General features: G+C 62.9%; 16 protein-coding genes. 6 read left to right on the forward strand and 10 right to left on the reverse strand.

The genetic code is table 11. The features are described 5' to 3' along the window. Positions 1-7: 7 nt before the first annotated feature. Both merA and BFL28_RS03330 read right to left on the reverse strand, forming a co-directional pair. Complete coding sequence (gene merA / locus BFL28_RS03325) at positions 8-1,441, reverse strand: mercury(II) reductase (protein ID WP_037517746.1); 1,434 nt, start codon at positions 1,439-1,441, stop codon at positions 8-10. A 58-nt stretch (positions 1,442-1,499) separates the two neighbouring features. Further along, on the reverse strand, positions 1,500-1,850 hold the full coding sequence (locus BFL28_RS03330; protein ID WP_206599058.1) for a heavy-metal-associated domain-containing protein: 351 nt from the start codon (positions 1,848-1,850) through the stop codon (positions 1,500-1,502). Positions 1,851-1,998: 148 nt separating this feature from the next. Here BFL28_RS03330 and BFL28_RS03335 point away from each other — a divergent pair, with 148 nt between their 5' ends. Both BFL28_RS03335 and BFL28_RS03340 read left to right on the forward strand, forming a co-directional pair. Next, positions 1,999-2,439: a MerR family transcriptional regulator gene (locus tag BFL28_RS03335; RefSeq protein ID WP_069319188.1), complete on the forward strand. Its 441-nt coding sequence runs from the start codon at positions 1,999-2,001 to the stop codon at positions 2,437-2,439. A 128-nt stretch (positions 2,440-2,567) separates the two neighbouring features. Continuing rightward, complete coding sequence (locus BFL28_RS03340) at positions 2,568-3,812, forward strand: multidrug effflux MFS transporter (RefSeq protein ID WP_069319189.1); 1,245 nt, start codon at positions 2,568-2,570, stop codon at positions 3,810-3,812. A gap of 186 nt (positions 3,813-3,998) precedes the next feature. On the opposite strand, the gene BFL28_RS03350 is transcribed toward BFL28_RS03340, so the two are convergent. From BFL28_RS03350 to BFL28_RS03375, 6 genes are read right to left on the reverse strand one after another with little or no spacing between them, the layout of a single operon-like run. Continuing rightward, positions 3,999-5,201 (reverse strand): MFS transporter, encoded by a 1,203-nt coding sequence (locus BFL28_RS03350; RefSeq protein ID WP_069319191.1) that lies wholly within the window; start codon positions 5,199-5,201, stop codon positions 3,999-4,001. After that, positions 5,201-5,437 (reverse strand): heavy-metal-associated domain-containing protein, encoded by a 237-nt coding sequence (locus BFL28_RS03355; RefSeq protein WP_131818581.1) that lies wholly within the window; start codon positions 5,435-5,437, stop codon positions 5,201-5,203. The genes BFL28_RS03350 and BFL28_RS03355 overlap by 1 nt, the downstream gene beginning before the upstream one ends. 16 nt (positions 5,438-5,453) lie before the next feature. Further along, on the reverse strand, positions 5,454-6,137 hold the full coding sequence (locus tag BFL28_RS03360) for a cytochrome c biogenesis CcdA family protein (protein ID WP_069319193.1): 684 nt from the start codon (positions 6,135-6,137) through the stop codon (positions 5,454-5,456). Further along, entirely contained in the window at positions 6,134-6,517 is a 384-nt protein-coding gene (locus BFL28_RS03365) for a heavy-metal-associated domain-containing protein (protein WP_069319194.1), read from the reverse strand. The genes BFL28_RS03360 and BFL28_RS03365 overlap by 4 nt, the downstream gene beginning before the upstream one ends. Positions 6,518-6,552: 35 nt before the next feature. Beyond that, positions 6,553-9,006 (reverse strand): heavy metal translocating P-type ATPase, encoded by a 2,454-nt coding sequence (locus BFL28_RS03370; protein ID WP_069319195.1) that lies wholly within the window; start codon positions 9,004-9,006, stop codon positions 6,553-6,555. A gap of 42 nt (positions 9,007-9,048) precedes the next feature. Further along, complete coding sequence (locus tag BFL28_RS03375) at positions 9,049-9,738, reverse strand: MerR family DNA-binding protein (protein WP_069319196.1); 690 nt, start codon at positions 9,736-9,738, stop codon at positions 9,049-9,051. A gap of 434 nt (positions 9,739-10,172) precedes the next feature. On the opposite strand from BFL28_RS03375, the gene BFL28_RS20650 reads away from it, so the two are divergent. From BFL28_RS20650 to BFL28_RS03390, 3 genes are read left to right on the forward strand one after another with little or no spacing between them, the layout of a single operon-like run. Next, positions 10,173-10,352 carry a hypothetical protein gene (locus BFL28_RS20650; RefSeq protein ID WP_131818582.1) on the forward strand — a complete coding sequence of 60 codons (180 nt, stop codon included), beginning with the start codon at positions 10,173-10,175 and terminating at the stop codon, positions 10,350-10,352. A gap of 47 nt (positions 10,353-10,399) precedes the next feature. Then, the gene (locus BFL28_RS03385) at positions 10,400-10,768 is read left to right on the forward strand and encodes a copper-binding protein (protein WP_241527196.1); all 369 of its coding nucleotides are present in this window, start codon (positions 10,400-10,402) and stop codon (positions 10,766-10,768) included. Positions 10,769-10,824: 56 nt separating this feature from the next. Beyond that, on the forward strand, positions 10,825-11,079 hold the full coding sequence (locus tag BFL28_RS03390; RefSeq protein ID WP_069319199.1) for a hypothetical protein: 255 nt from the start codon (positions 10,825-10,827) through the stop codon (positions 11,077-11,079). 74 nt (positions 11,080-11,153) lie between these two features. Here BFL28_RS03390 and BFL28_RS03395 read toward each other — a convergent pair whose 3' ends face one another. Next, complete coding sequence (locus BFL28_RS03395; RefSeq protein WP_206599060.1) at positions 11,154-11,612, reverse strand: hypothetical protein; 459 nt, start codon at positions 11,610-11,612, stop codon at positions 11,154-11,156. 568 nt (positions 11,613-12,180) lie between these two features. After that, positions 12,181-14,562, reverse strand: a complete 2,382-nt coding sequence (locus BFL28_RS03405; protein WP_079246896.1) for a heavy metal translocating P-type ATPase — start codon at positions 14,560-14,562, stop codon at positions 12,181-12,183. A 206-nt stretch (positions 14,563-14,768) separates the two neighbouring features. On the opposite strand from BFL28_RS03405, the gene fdxA reads away from it, so the two are divergent. Further along, positions 14,769-15,122 carry a ferredoxin FdxA gene (gene fdxA, locus BFL28_RS03410; protein WP_069319203.1) on the forward strand — a complete coding sequence of 118 codons (354 nt, stop codon included), beginning with the start codon at positions 14,769-14,771 and terminating at the stop codon, positions 15,120-15,122. The last annotated feature ends 514 nt before the right edge of the window (positions 15,123-15,636 follow it).

A 15,636-nucleotide genomic window follows, 5' to 3' on the forward strand; every position in this document is an offset into this window, starting at 1 on the left:
TTTTGGTTCACCCGGCGCAGCAGGAGAGCTTGCTGACATCCTTGTCGAAAGTCTGCGCAGCGAGCTTCAGCCCCTCCACCGTCGTAAGGTAGGGAAAGATCGATTCCGCCAGATCGTCGATCGTGAGGCCGCACCGGATGGCGATGGCCGCAGTCTGGATGCTGTCGGCGCCCTCAGGCGCGAGGATGTGTGCTCCGAGAAGCTCTCTGGTTCGGCCATCGGCAACCAGCTTGATCAGCCCCCGCGTATCCCTTGCCGCAAGAGCGCGTGGAACGTGGTCGAGCGTGACGATGGACGTCCTGACCTGGAACCCGGCGGCGCGGGCCTGAGCTTCGGTGAGCCCGACGCTGCCAACCTGAGGGTCTGAAAAAACGACAGCAGGCATTGCGCGGTTGCTATAAACCAGACTGTCACCGTTAAGGGCGTTCTTCGCCGCGAGCTTTGCTCCGTAGGCAGCCATGTAGACGAACTGGTCGCGTCCAGTGACATCGCCGGCAGCGTAGAAGCCAGCGCGTGTGGTCCGGAGCCGATCGTCGACCTTGATGCCGCCGTTCGGGGTTGTCTCAATACCGAGCTCTGCGAGCCCGAGCCCCTCGACATTGGGTGCCCGGCCAGTCGTGACCAGCACCTGCTCCGCCGCCAAGGTCACGCTGCGACCAGCATGCTCCACGTCGAGCTCGATGCGGCCGTGCACGTGGCGAATAGCCTGGTATGAGACGCCGCTGGCGATCTGGACCCCCTCGGCCTCTAAGTAGCCCTCCAACGCCGCCCCGATCTCCGGCTCTGCCTCGGGCAGAAGGCGTGATCGGAATATCAGCGTCACCTTCACGCCAGCACGCGCCAGGGTTTGCGCGAGCTCGACCCCGACATAGCCGCCTCCAAGCACGAGCAAGGACTTGGGAAGCTCCTCAAGCTCAAGGGCCGTGGTGCTCGTAAGGTACGGCACCTGCGCCACGCCTGGAATAGCTGGGACAGCAGGCCGCGTGCCGGTGGCGATGATCACCTTCCCGGCCGAGATGAGCCGGCCATCCACCTGAACGCCCCCGGGCGCGAGCTTCGCCTGCCCTTCGACGTAGGCGACATTGTTGTACGAAGGGAGAAGGTCAGCGTATTTCGCTTGGCGAAGCGATGTGACGAGTTGGTCCTTCTGAGCAACCAGCGCCTTCCAGTCGACGACAGCTCCTGCCGCCTCGACACCGGCGAACTTCGCGCTCGCCGCATTCGCGTGATACACGGCCTCAGTTGCCCGGATCATGGCCTTGGACGGCACGCACCCGACATTCACGCACGTCCCGCCGATGGTCCCATGGCCAATCATGGCCACCTGCGCGCCTTGCTCAGCGGCAGTGATGGCGGCTGAGAAGCCGGCGGACCCATTCCCTACTACGGCAAGATCGTAGCGTATGGCCTCGTTCGGGCGCGGCCCGCAGCAGTCGGTCATTGCAATTTCCTAATCGTTGATCGGTGGCGGCAGCCCGGTACGCGGCCCTCGATGACGCCTACTGTGCGACGCTGGTTGGGAAGCCAGCTTCAGTGACAGCCGCAGCAAGCGCAGACGGGGTGACGAGCCGAGGATCGTGGGCTACCCGGGCGGTCGCAGATGCGCCTGCCCGCTCTTCCACCGAGACATCGATGACGCCTCGAATGCGGCTGAGCGCCGCCTTCACGATCGGTGCGCACGTAGCACAGCTCACGTTGACGACGTTCAAGGTCGTGATGCGCTGTCCTGCCGACGGCTTAGGGCCCTGAGATGAGGCCGGCGAGCCTGCCACGAGGGCGATCCCAGGTGTGGCGGCCGCTGCTGTCAGCAACGCGGCAGCCACGCTTCCGGCGAAGATCACCTTTCTCATTTTCGTGTCCTTGTTCTCGGCTAGCAAAGCGAACAATGCTCGGCAGATGTGCCTTCTGATCAGAAATCCTGACCGTTGTGGGGCTTCGGAAAACCATCTACACGAGCCATATAGGATCTGTAGTAACTACAGATACAAGGGCTAAATCATGATCGACAAAAAAATACTCCAGGATCTCGCCCCCCGGTTCACGATTGGGGTGCTGGCGCGGAAAACCGGCTGCAACATTGAAACCATCCGGTACTACGAAAAGGCAGGCATCATCCCCCATCCGGCCCGATCGGACGGAGGGCACCGGCTTTACGGCACTGGCCATCTGAAGCGCTTGGCTTTTGTCATGAAGGCGCGCGTGCTGGGCTTCACCCTCTCAGAAGTGAAGACATTGCTGCGGCTCGTCGATGAGCGGGACCGCCCTTGCGCAGAGGTGCGCGACTTGGCGGCGGCGCATCTTCAAAATGTGCAGGCGAAGCTCGCGGATCTTCGCGGTATGGAGGCCGTTCTCAAGGACATGGTGATCACCTGCGATACAGGTCAATCGACTGAGTGCCCGCTAATTGAGCGAATGTTCGACGAGCAGAAGCTGATCTAGGCGGAATATCAATTCAGGCGCTCAAGATGTTTCGCCCCCCCCAGAAGGCTACATCCTTGCTTGCCGATACAGAAAGGCGCGATAGGAGTGGGCTCATCGTTTGTGGAGCTCTGATGAATCGCCCATGAATGCGTGAGCAGCCTCTTGAAGGCGCGCGCCATAGCTCGCTGGCGTTCCTGGTGGGCGGCTACGCGATGCTGGGGCCGTTCTCGATCTCCACTTACATGCCGTTCTTCCCAGCATTGATGATGGCGATGGGGGCAAGCCAGGCAGAGATCCAGCAAACCCTTAGTGCCTATCTCGCGGCCTTCGGTTTCATGATGCTCCTGCATGGCCCGCTCTCGGATGCGTTCGGCCGCCGGCGGATCATCCTCGTTGGACTGGCGGTGTATCTCGCGGCGTCGCTGGGCGCAGCGCTTGCTTCGAGCGTAGTGCTTCTGCTGCTCTTCAGGATGGCACAGGGGCTGGCTGTCGGTGCCGGGAGCATCGCGGGACGGGCGACGGTTCGAGACACGCTCGAAGGGCCGCGAGCGCAGCGGGTGTTGGCCCACGTCCAGATGATCTTCGCCATCGCCCCTGCGGTTGCTCCCCTCCTCGGGGGATGGCTCGCCCGATATTTCCCATGGCAGTCGGTCTTCATATTCATGGCAGCCCTAGCCGCTCTGCTACTCGCGTTCAGCTGGCTCCGGTTTCCTGAAAGCCTAGCGCTGGATGCCCGGACCTCGTTCAGGCCACGTGCCCTGTTCAAGGGATACTTGGCCGTTCTGAGATCCCGCCCATTCTGGCTCCTTACCGCTGCATTGAGCTTCAATTTCGCCGGCTTCTTCCTCTACGTCGCCTCGGCTCCGGTGTTCGTGCTGGAATTTCTCGGGCTTGGTCGTGATCAGTTCGGCTGGCTGTTCATCCCCGCCACGGCCGGAGTGATGCTTGGCGCGTACATTTCCGGCCGTCTCGCCGACCGCCTCTCATCCCGTAAAACGGTGACCGCAGCTTACGCAGTTATGATTACGGCCGCCGCTCTCAATGTGGGCTACCATGTGTTCTTGCCGCCCGTGGTCCCTTGGGTGATCCTTCCGGTTATGCTGTTCAGCGCTGGTATGGCGATGGCATCTCCCACGATCACCCTTGCGACAATGGACCTATTTCCGCGCGCCCGGGGCATGGTCTCGTCGGTTCAGGGCTTCCTTCAGACGCTATTGATGACGCTGATCTCGAGTTTCGGGCCGACAGCGGTCGGTCATTCGGGACAGTTGATGGCAATCACTATGATGGGGTTTACAGTCATCGGGCTGGCGGTTTGGTTTTTGTATGTCCGCGACAATCGGGCGGGTGCGGCACCCACCCCTGTTAGCGCCGGTCCGCTTTCTGGATGAGCCGATAAGCGTCCGCAAGCCGCTCATCCTTCTCATCTCGGGCAAGCAGTTCTAGGGCTTGAAGGAGGAGCTCCGCTACGTCCAGTCGCTGCTGAGCATAGGCTTGGCGAAAGGCGAAGAAGACAGCGTCCTCAAGATCGCTCGCAGAAGCCATGCCGAACCTCTCGTTTCAATGACCAGCTCTCGTTACGGCGCACCAACTTTGGGCATCTCCGACCGGAACAGGCGAAGCGCGCCTACTGCGAGCGCCAGCTCCGTCAGGGCGAAGAGACCAAAGGCTACATCAAAGCCGAGCCTCAGCGCCTCGCCAAACAGCAGCGCGCCTAGTCCAAAGCCTGTGAACAAGGTGAATACGTTGAGCCCCATCGCCTGGCCCGGTCTTTGTCCGCCTAGCGAAGTGATGATGCCGGCAAACAGCGGCTGCGTCATGTCGTAACCAAGGGAGAGGACGGTGATCGCCAAGGCGGCCGCGATGAGCGGCATGTCGAGCATCATGGCCGCGGCTGCAAGGGCGCCGAGCACTAGCCCGCCGGGAAGAAGTCTGCCTCGGCCCCACCGATCGGCCATGCGTCCGATAATCGGGCCGAAGAGGAAACCGGGAACGCCATAGCCGAGTAGGGCCAGGCCGATGCCGATTGGGCCGAGGGCGTATCGCTGCTCAAGGTAGAGCCCGAGCCAGGTGAACACGCCCGAGTGGAATACGGAATTCAGGAAGACGTAGGCGTATGTCCGCGTTCCTCGAGCAGTGGCGACGAGCTCGCGGTATCCTTGAAAGAGAGCGCCCAAGCTTCCAGCAGCCGGGGCCGATCCACTCAGCTCCCGCCGGCTGGCGCGAAGTGCAAGGAGGATCCCGAAACCTGAAATCCCGACCGCAAGGAAGATCCCGCGCCAGCCGACATACGGCTCGAGGAGAGCTCCGAACGTGGAGCCGAACGCCATACCGCCGGCCATGGCGCCGAAGAGCCACCCAAGGGGTCGGCCGCGTTGTTCATAAGGGTAGAGCCGCCCAACCAAGACAAGGGCCAAAGGCACGACGCCCGCAGCTCCGAGGCCCGTCAGCAGCCTCCACAGCGCCAGCTGCTCGATCGACTGAGCCGTGGCCGTGGCGGCTGTGAGGATTGAGAAAGCAAGAAGCGAGGCGGTCATGATGCGCCAGAGGCCCAAGCGATCCGCCAACAGCCCATAGACCAGCGTCGCCACTCCGTACGGTATCAGGTAGGCCGGGACAATCACCCCCGCTGCCTGCGGGGTGGCGCCGAAGGTGCTCGCCAGGCTCGGTATGATCGGCGCTACCATGAAGGCTTGGAAGAAGATGGCGAAGGTCGCGACGGAGAGCACCCGCAGAGCGCGCTCTCGGCTCTGTTCTGGGTCTGGTGCATGGGCCGCCATCACTTAGTGACCTCACCTGCCGCAAAGCCGCCCGCCTCGAGCTCAGCGCGTAGCCGACCGCTCTCGACGCGGTCTGGATCAAACTGGACCCGGACACGCTTGCGCCAGACACTCGACTTCACCTTCTGAACGCCCTCGACGGCGCTCAGGATGGCTTGCACCTTCTCGGCGCAGCCTTCGCACATCATGTCGGTCACGGAGAAGGTGACCTCCGACGACAGCTTGCTCGTGAACAAGACTTTTTCCCTCAAGTTAGGCGAGCGCTGTGTAGAGCCAGCCGTAATAGCCGCTGAGACCGAGTAGGATCACGCCGCTGGCGGTCTGAACCACGCGGCTCCAGACGCTTATCCTCGCCATCCGGGTCACCGTCGATGCGGCGGCGCCGACGACGAGGAACGGCAGTGCTCGACCGAGGCCGAACACGAAGGCGAGGAGAATACCCTGCTCCGCTCGTCCCGCCGCCGCTGCAACAGTGAGGAGGAGCAGGAGTGGTGCCACGGATGTCCCAACGCTGAAGGCCAATCCATAAAGGAATGCCCCGGCCATTCCGGGCCGCCGCCATGACGCGAGACGATCAAGCTTGACCCTTGGCCAGAGAAAGGCCGAGAGCGCTGCGCCGAGCGTGACGATTGCCATCCCCAGAGCCCAGTTGCGACCGAACCATTCTGTAGTCAGCGCTCCCAATTGAGCTGCGAGGGCGCCCAGAATGGTGAGGCTGGCGACGACCCCGGTGGAGAACGCGGCGGCTATGTAGAAACCGCTGCGCTGCTTCCCTGCCTCGGATGCGCTGGCGACACTCGCGACGCCCAAGCCGACGGGCAATGTGCACGGGCAGACAGCGCTCGCCACCAAGCCCGCAACGAAGGTGATCCCAAGCGCGTAGATTGCACCGTGGTCGCCTGTGCTGAGCGATTGCAGGACCGTATCGAGGTTCACCGGATTTGCACCGGTGCGCCGGCCTTGTACCCGAGGTTGTTGATCGCGGCGGCAGCTCGCCGAGGCACGTCCGGCCGGTTGGCGAAGTAGGTGATCCTGAAGAGGCGCTGGGCGAACACGATCTCGACGTTACTAACGCCTTCCACCGCTTTGAGCTTCTGCTTGATTGTGGCCGCGCAAGAAAGGCAGACCATGCCGTCGACCGGCATGTTCACCACCCGGGTAGCGACGCTATGTGCAGCGTGCGCGCGCGGAGTGGCTGCGTCCTCGGGCCCAACTCGGGAGATGGATGCCACCGCGCCGATGCCCACGCCGGCCACGGCGAGGACAATCAGCGACGTCAGCGCCAACGAGCGGCGTCTCAGGCGCTGGTCAGACATCGGTGCTTCCTTTCATTCCTGTCATATCATCTGCCTCACGCAGTTTTCGGCACGGCGGCGGCAGGCTGACCGACACTGGATATCGCCTCGAAGAAGAGTCTCGGTTGGCCGGAGAGCGAGTTGATGAAGATCGCGGTCACGCTGACGGCCATCGCGACCATCGCCCACACAGGGTGGATGAGACCGGTCGCGGCGATGGGGATTCCAATCCCGTTGAAGGCGAAAGCCAGGATCACATTCTGGAGCATCTTCCCGTAGCTCCGCCTGCTGATCTCCCTCGCAAGCGGAAGCGCCTCTAGCCGGTTCGAGAGGATGATGATGTCGGCAGACTCAATGGCGATGTCGGTACCGCCCCCCATCGCGATGCCGACATCCGCCTGCATCAAGGCAGGCGCGTCGTTGATACCGTCGCCAACCATGGCGACCCGCGTGCCGCCGGACTGGAGCTGCCTGACGATTTCTGCCTTTTCGTGCGGTAGAACGCCGGCGTGCACCTCCTCGATGCCGAGGTCGGCCGCGACGCGGCGGGCGGCGCGTTCGTTATCACCAGTGACCATGAATGGGGTCACTCCATCGCGGCGGAGTGCTGCCAGTGCTTCGCGAGCTTTGGGGCGGACCGTGTCGCCGAGAGCTATGATGCCGAGCAGGCGACGTTCACGCGCCACGGCGATGACGGTTCTACCTGCCTCTTCCAGCGTCGCAATCCGCTCCTCCAATGACGCCGCGTTGATGCCTTGCTCGGCCACGAACCGTGGGCTGCCGACAAGGACATTCTCACCACCGATTCGTGCGGCGACGCCCTTCCCCGGGACCGCTTCGAACGTCTCCACGCGCGGCGGAACTGCATCGACTTCGAAGGCAGCCTGTACGATCGCCTGGGCCAGCGGATGCTCGGATGATACTTCAGCTGCGGCGGCCAGAGCCAGCAGCTCGTTTTCCGTGCCCTCGATCGCCTCAATCTCGCGCACGGCCGGCCGGCCAAGCGTCAGCGTCCCAGTCTTATCGAGTACGATGCGCTTCGCGAGCCGGTAGCCCTGAAACGCCTCGCCCGTACGCATCAATATGCCGTGGCCCGCCGCTTCGCCAGCGCCGCGCACGATCGAGAGCGGAGCGGAGATGCCGACAGCGCATGGATAGCCCATCACGAGGACACTGAGACCGGCGAAGACGGCCCGCTCCACGTCCGCCTGGCCGCTGGAGAGCCAAGAGCCCGCGAGCCAGCCGACTACGGCGAGGGCAGCCACCCCGAGGACCGTCGGCGTGTAGATCTGAAGAACGCGGTCTACTAAATGGAGGAGGCCGGGCTTCAAAGCGCGCGCGTCCTCAACCTCGCGGATGATGCGCTGGAGGAAGCTGCCTTCGCCTACGGCCGTGGTGAGAAGCAGAAGCGTGCCTGTGCCGTTGATTGAGCCGCCGATTACGGCGTCGCCGATGCCTTTCTCGATTGGAACAGGTTCACCGGTGACGAGCGACTGATCGACGCCTGAGCGGCCGCTGAGGACAGTCCCGTCGACGGGGATCCGTTCGCCAGGTCTGATTCGAATGTGATCGCCGACCCTCACCGCGCTAAGCGGCAGCTCAACCTCCACCCCATCGCGCATGACGGACGCCGTTTCTGGCTGTAGATTGAGAAGCTTCTTCACCGCCTGCGAGCTGCGGGTCTTCACGATCAGCGAAAGCCACTCTGAGAAGATGTGATAGGTCGCGACCATCACTGAGACCGCGAAGAACGCGGCCGTGGGATATCCTGGCCGGTCCATCACGAGGCCGATAATGCCGCCGACGATTCCAGCGAAGGCGCCGATCTCCAGCAGGACATGCTGGTTTAGGATGCCGCGCCGAAGTGCCTGCACGGCCATGTGAAGGATGTGACGTCCCACCCCGAAGACTAGAACCAGCGCGAGGGCGGCTACGATCCAGGGGGCTGCTGCCCCGAGGTGTCCCATCAGGTTGAGGTACAGCAGGCTCAAGGCCATGATCGCCAGGCCACCGGTAGCGAGGCTAGCGGTCCAGATGCTGGTCTTCTTCAGAACGAGAAAGACCATCGCGCCCAGAGAGAGGCATACCAGCGCGGGGAGGAAGCCGATCCAGCCCACGGTCGGATCGGCGATGATTGGGATGGAGGCGACGCTGAACGCGACCGCGACCACAAACCGCCGGCTCTCGCGGACGAGCTCCTGCTCTTCCTCCTCGAACGGCCGAACCTTCCTCGGGTCCGAGATGGTGTAGCCGATGTCCCGGAGAGTCTGGAGCAGCTTCTCTGGACGGGCGACGGCAGGATCATACTCGACGAGCGCCTGCTCATGGGTGAGGCTGACCGCCACCTTATTCACGCCGGGCTCGCGGCCGAGCGCCTTCTCGATCGTGCCCGTGCAGAGCGAACAATGGAGGCCGCCGATTCGCGCTCGGATGCGCGCTCGATCGGAGCGCTCAGCCGGCTCCTCCGTCCAAGGCTGAAAGCCTGTGTCTGCGATGGCGGTGATCGTCATGTCCGTTCCTTGCGAACTAAGCTGGGAGGGCGGAAACTTGGTTCAGCGTCGCTCGACGACACGGTAGCCCGGCTTCTCGATCCTGGCGGCCAGGGCGTCTTCGGTGACGGCATTAGGCTCATAGAGGATCCTTGCCTGCCGGTTCTCGAACGACACCGATACGGCGGAAACTCCCGGCACCTTTTCCACCAGCTGCTTCACCTTTTCGGCGCAGGCGTTGCAGCGCAGGCCTTCGATCGTGAAGGTCGTTGTTTTCATCGTTGATGCCCTTTCGTCGGTCTGTTTGGGGACCGGTTCGCAGGAGTGTCCTGGTCTGGCGCTGTCGGAGGAGGTGAGCGCATCCATAATGGTGCACGCCTCAAGACCACCGCAGCCGGGACAGGTTGCGACCAGCCGCTCCAGGGCGGCGCCGATGGCCTGAAGCCGGCGGATCTTCTGGTGCACGTCGGCCAGCTTGATAGTGGCGAGATCGCGGACCTCTGCGCAGTCGGCTGACGGATCCGTGCGCAGCGCGAGCAGCTCCTTGGCTTCGCGCAGGGAGAATCCTATTTCCTGCGCCTCCTTGATGAACCGAATGCGCCGGACCGTGTCACCCGAGTAGAGTCGCGCGCCGGTCCCGAGCGGCTTTGGCGGCTGCTCGATCAGCTGCTGCCGCTCATAGAAGCGGATCGTTTCAATTCCGACGCCGGCGGCGCTAGCTGCCTTTCCAATCGTGTATTCTTCTATCTTCATTTACCACCTCAGAGCAAGTGTAGCAGCCGTACTACAGTACGGAGTCAAGAGGGGTTCTCAAATATTTCTTTGTTCGGCTCAAACCCTCTCGGGCCTGCTCCGGTGAGGTGTTAGCCTTTGAGACTGGGCCCTCCAGCGAGCTGTCAGCTGGAGCACCATGCAGATCGGCGACGCGGGGCAAAGCGAGGCGAATTCGGTGCTCGCTTGAACCGCAGGGGGGCCTAAAGTCTGCTCGCGCTTCTGCGATGTGTGAGAAATCTTCGAATACCTATTGACCTTCCCATGATGGCAAGCCCCATCTTCCTGTCTCTAAGACGGGAAGATGGGTTTTACGGATGACGACGCGGACTCCCACCGCTCGGGTTCCACTTGCGGATTTTAAGGCCGCCGAGACGAACAACGGCTGCTGTGGAAGCGGCCAGAAGAGCGGCCCTATGACGTGGCCGATGGGTGCGGCGGCTGCTTTGCTGGTGATCGGCCTGGTGACAGGCTCGGCGGTGTTCGGCTTCGCGGCAATTGCGCCGCTTTTCTACGTTCTTCCGTGTCTCGTCATGTGCGGAATGTGCCTCTTCAAGCAGCGGGGAGACGCCAAGAGCCGAGCTCGACGGCGCTGACGGCGCAAGACTTTTGCGAGACGATGAAATTAGGAGGAATACGGACGATGAAGAAGATTTTCTCGATCGCGGCAACAAGCGCGGTGGCTGCCGTTAGCCTCGGCACCTCCGCAGTTGCGCAGTCCGGGAGCACCCACGGCGGAATGACCCCCGAGCAGCACAAGCAGATGATGGCGGCCGACGGCTCGGATTCCGAGAAGGTCACGCACGCCACCGGCGTCGTGAAGACCATCGATGCTGCCAAGGGCACCATCACCATCGCGCATGATCCGATCGCTGCCAAGAAGTGGCCGGCGATGACCATGACGTTCAAGCTCGACAAGGGCGTGCTCGGAAACGTGAAGGCAGGCCAGCGGGTGAAATTCCGTTTCGAGGGCGAAGGCTCTTACACAGTGACGAAGATCACGCGCATCTAGCCTCGGGGCGCGTTCCTGCGCCTCCGAGTTTCCTGACTTCACCGAGGAGAAGAGAAATGAAGAACTTGAAAATTGCGGCATTTGGGATGGTCGCTGTGCTTGGTTTGGCCACGACTGCCGTGGCCCAGCAGCCGAGCGGATCCATGCCCGGGATGACCGCCGAGCAGCATCGCCAGATGATGGCCCGCGGCGATCAGAAGGAGAAAAGCGACATGATGAACCACGGCGAAATGGCGCAGATGATGGACCGCTGCGAGAAGATGATGAAGATGATGGAAGACAAGCCGGCTGCGCCGACCACGAAGCGCTAAGGCCCTTGTCGGGAGCAAGGGAGGCGCCGCGGCATGTTCGCGGCGTCTTCTTTGCGTCTGAATTGGCGACGCGCTTAGGTGTCGTGCGATCTCGCGCCCGCGAGCTGGCGCTTGACGAACCAGACGAGCAGCAGCGGAAGAATCACCCACTGCAGAAACGGTGTGAGGCCGATCTCGAGCACCGGAACGATCGGCATAGCAGTCGCGTAGCGCCAGCCCCGGTTCGGATCGTTTGAGACGATCGCCAGGCGTTCGAGCAGAACGGTGATCGCCACGCCGATCCCGATCAACGTAAGGATTGGCGCCAAGCGCGGACGAGCGATCCACCACCTGTCCCGGACCAAAAAGGCCGCACCCCAGTAGGCGAGCAGCATGATGACACCGTCGCCGAGCGTTGCGCGGGTGCAGACCTTGATGGCATCCCAGTGTGCCGCATCGGGCATTGCACGGTAGAGAGGCACTTGCATGAGCTCCCATGGGTAGTTCAGCAGGAACGCGAAAACGAAAACATTGAACTCGGGCAGGTTGGTCAAACGGAACCGGGTTGTTGCTCGCGCCAAGTCGGCCCCCTGATCTTAGCGCTCGGGTTTCCGGATGTGCGAAAGGTGCTTGGATGGCAAGTACCGCAATGCCCACGCGGGACGCGCTCACTTGCGCTTTCCGGTGGCGCAGGCCGAGCCTCAGTCTTCAAGCATGGCGTTTGCCCACCTGGCCCGCCTGGCGCAAGTCGACCTTTGCTTCCGGCGTTGCTCGGTCCGGACCCAGGAGGAGCCAAAGCGCCGCAAGGAATGCAGCGGCATAGGCAGTCGCGCCTACAAAGCCGAGCTGCCAGCGAGGCTCCATTATGATTAAGGCCATCGATCCTGCCATCAGCAGAAGGCCGGCGCCCGCCCGACGACCTCGAGCCAGGGGAATGAGGACCAACAGTCCGCCAAGGCCGAGTGGCAGCACAAGGACATGGGTGAGGAGCCCGACAAGCTCGAAGGGCGTAGGCAATTGAAGTATTCCTCAGCTGCTGCCGTTGAAGTGGTTCGGGTTCAGATGCGGCCGGCACCTGCGCCGTCAGCCGCTGGCGCCCTTTTACGTTGCCTGACGGGGGCGTCAGGTAAGCTTTACTCGTCTCAAGCGAAGCGCATTGCTGATGACCGTGACCGAACTAAGCGCCATGGCAGCTCCAGCGATGATCGGGCTGAGGAGGATCGCGAACAGCGGGTAAAGAACCCCGGCCGCGATCGGGACTGCCAGCGCATTGAAAATGAACGCAAAGAACAGGTTCTGGCGGATATTGCGCATCACCGCGCGGGAGAGGCGCCTCGCGCGCACAATGCCAGTCAAATCGCCCTTCACAAGCGTCACAGCGGCGCTTTCCATCGCGACGTCCGTGCCCGTACCCATGGCGATGCCGACATCGGCTGCGGCGAGGGCTGGAGCATCATTGATGCCGTCCCCAGCCATGGCGACCCGTGCGCCAGCAGCCCTGAGGCGCTCGACAACAGCCTGCTTCTGATCCGGCAGTACGTCGGCGATCACCTCGTCGATGCCGCCGACCTGGCGAGCAACGGCATCGGCTGTTCCCCGGTTGTCGCCGGTGAGCATGATCACCCGGACGCCATCGTGCGTCAAAGCCCTGACCGCAGATGCGGCAGTTCCCTTGACGGGATCTGCAACCACGAGGAGACCCGCCATGCGGCCGTCGATCGCCGCGAACATGACGCCCTGGCCTTGGCTCCGGAGTTGGGCGGCCTGTTCCTGCACGGCGCCTGCGTTGACGCGTGCGGCGGTCATCATGGCGGCGTTGCCCAGTGCAACCTGTCGCCCGTCGACGAGCCCGGTGACGCCCTTGCCGGTGTGGGACTCAAAGTTGCTCGTGTCGGGAAGCGAGAACCCTCGCTCATGCGCGGCCGCGACAATCGCCTCGCCGAGCGGGTGTTCGCTTCCGCGCTCCAGCGCTGCCGCAAGGCGAAGCAGGTCTTCCTCGCTGGTGTCGCCCGTCGCATGGACGGCGACGAGCCGGGGTTTGCCTTCCGTCAGGGTGCCGGTCTTGTCGATGACGAGGGTGTCGATCTTCTCCATCAGCTCGAGCGCCTCGGCATTCTTCACGAGGACGCCTGCCTGAGCGCCGCGTCCGGTCCCGACCATGATCGACATGGGCGTTGCCAGTCCGAGGGCGCAGGGGCAGGCGATGATTAGAACCGCGACCGCGTTGACGAGAGCGAAGCCCATTGCGGGCGCGGGACCGAAGATCGACCAGATCGCGAATGACAGGAGCGCGATGAAGACAACGGCGGGGACGAACCAGCCTGAGACCTTGTCCGCCAAGCTCTGAATCGGTGCCCGGGAACGCTGAGCGTCAGCGACCATGCGGACGATCTGCGATAGCATGGTGTCCTGACCAACACGCTCGGCGCGCACGAGCAGCGCGCCGGTTCCATTGACGGTCGCGCCGGTGACGGGATCGCCTTCCGTCTTTGTGACGGGGACCGGCTCGCCAGTGAGCATCGACTCGTCCACGCTCGAGCGTCCTTCGAGGACGACGCCGTCGACGGGCACCTTCTCGCCCGGTCGGACGCGGAGCACGTCGCCCACCTGGACGAGCTCCAGGTCGATGTCTTCCTCCAGACCGTTCTCCCGAACAATGCGAGCCGTCTTGGGCGCCAGCCCCAGGAGAGCACGTATAGCCTGTCCGGTGGCTGCTCGCGCGCGAAGCTCCAGCACCTGGCCGAGGAGAACGAGGGCGGTGATGATCGCCGCTGCTTCGAAGTAGATCGGGACTTCGCCCTCGTGCGAGCGGAAGGAGGGCGGGAAGGCGCCGGGGAACAGCGCTGCAAAGGCACTGTAGGCGTATGCCACTCCGACACCGATTGCGATCAGAGTGAACATGTTGAGGTTGCGCGTCTTCACTGACGCCCAGCCGCGCTCAAAGAAGGGCCACCCCGCCCACAGGACTACAGGGGTCGCAATCGCAAGCTGCACTAGGGAGGAAGTGCGAGGCGGAAGTATCCGCCAGCCGAACAGATCGGCACCCATGGTGAGCACCAGCAGCGGTAGCGAGAGAATGGCAGAGACCCAGAAACGGCGCGTGAAGTCAATCAGCTCAGGGTTCGGGCCCTCGTCCAAAGTGGGCTCAAGGGGTTCCAGTGCCATGCCGCAAATCGGGCAGCTGTCAGGACCGGATCGACGAACCTCCGGATGCATTGGGCAGGTCCAGACGCTGCCTTCTGCAGCCTGCGGGAGCGTGCCCATCGCCGGGTGAAGCACGGCAGGGTCAGTTCCGGCCGGATTGAGGTAGCGGTCCGGATTGCTGGCGAACTTCGCTTTGCAGCCGGCGCTGCAGAAATAGTATTTGGTCTCGCCGAGCTCATGCTGGTGCTTGGCCGTTGCCGGGTCGACGGTCATCCCACAGACTGGATCCTTCACCTCGTGAAGAGCTGTGTCTCGCGAGGGAGTCGCAGTGTTGGAAGAGCAGCAGCTATGATCGGCCATTTGATGATCCTTGGTGTCTGAGACACGAGATGCGGCTTCCCACCATGGGAAGGTCAAGGGGCTGTAGACCGCAAAATGAAACGCGGTGATCAGGCTCTGTGTCCAATGATCCCCACTGACCTTCGTCACGTGTTGAGTCGCCGTCGATTGGGAGCTCGCGGGGCAAACGAGGTGAACCAACCGACCGCTCAAGCGTCGGTAGCTCCATGACTTATGTCGTCACGGAGAACTGCATCCGGTGCAAATATATGGATTGCGTGGAAGTGTGCCCCGTCGACTGCTTTTACGAAGGCGAGGCGATGCTCGCCATCAATCCGGACGAGTGCATCGACTGCGGCGTTTGCGAGCCCGAGTGCCCGGCCGAGGCAATCCTGCCTGACACGGAGGCAGGCATCGATTTCTGGCGCGAGTTGAACGCCACCTATGCTCCGCAATGGCCGAACATCACCCGGAAGGGGGTGCCGCCGGCGGATGCGGATGAGAGGAATGGAGAAGCGGGTAAATACGAGAAGTATTTCTCGCCTGCGCCTGGTGCAGGGGATGCGGGACGGAGGGCCTGAGATGGTGCGCAACACCTGGCTGAAATTGGCTTTCGGAGGAGCCGCATTGATCGGCGGCGGGATTGGAGTCGCACATTTGGTCCAGCGGCGGCGCCGCAGCGTGGCGGAGGACGCGGTCCCATCCCGCTGGCTCAAGCGACAGTCTCAGGCGAACCGGGCCATGCACTTCCATAACCGCAGCGCCTCGCCTCGTTCCGGATCAAACGAGGCGGCCTCGCCTTAGGCGCCCGTTCGCCGACGTACGAGTACGGTCAGCACCTAGGGGCTACAGCTTTAGCTTGGGGCCAACGCGCTCACATATATGCCGCTGCTCCGGCACCGGCCGAGTTCCCTCAGGGCAAGGCACGTAAGGGTCGGCTGTGAGGCTTCGATAGAAGGAGTCTCTGAGTAAGCGTGGCATGAGGGCCGCCTTGCTCGTTTGGCCGTAGCCGGGATGCTTATCGTCTTTGACGAGGGCGCGGGCGGTGCGGGAAGTTTTCGGTTCTGAGACTGGTCGTACGAGCGCTCGTACGAC

This window comes from Sphingomonas turrisvirgatae (assembly GCF_001721295.1).
Classification (GTDB): domain Bacteria; phylum Pseudomonadota; class Alphaproteobacteria; order Sphingomonadales; family Sphingomonadaceae; genus Sphingomonas; species Sphingomonas turrisvirgatae.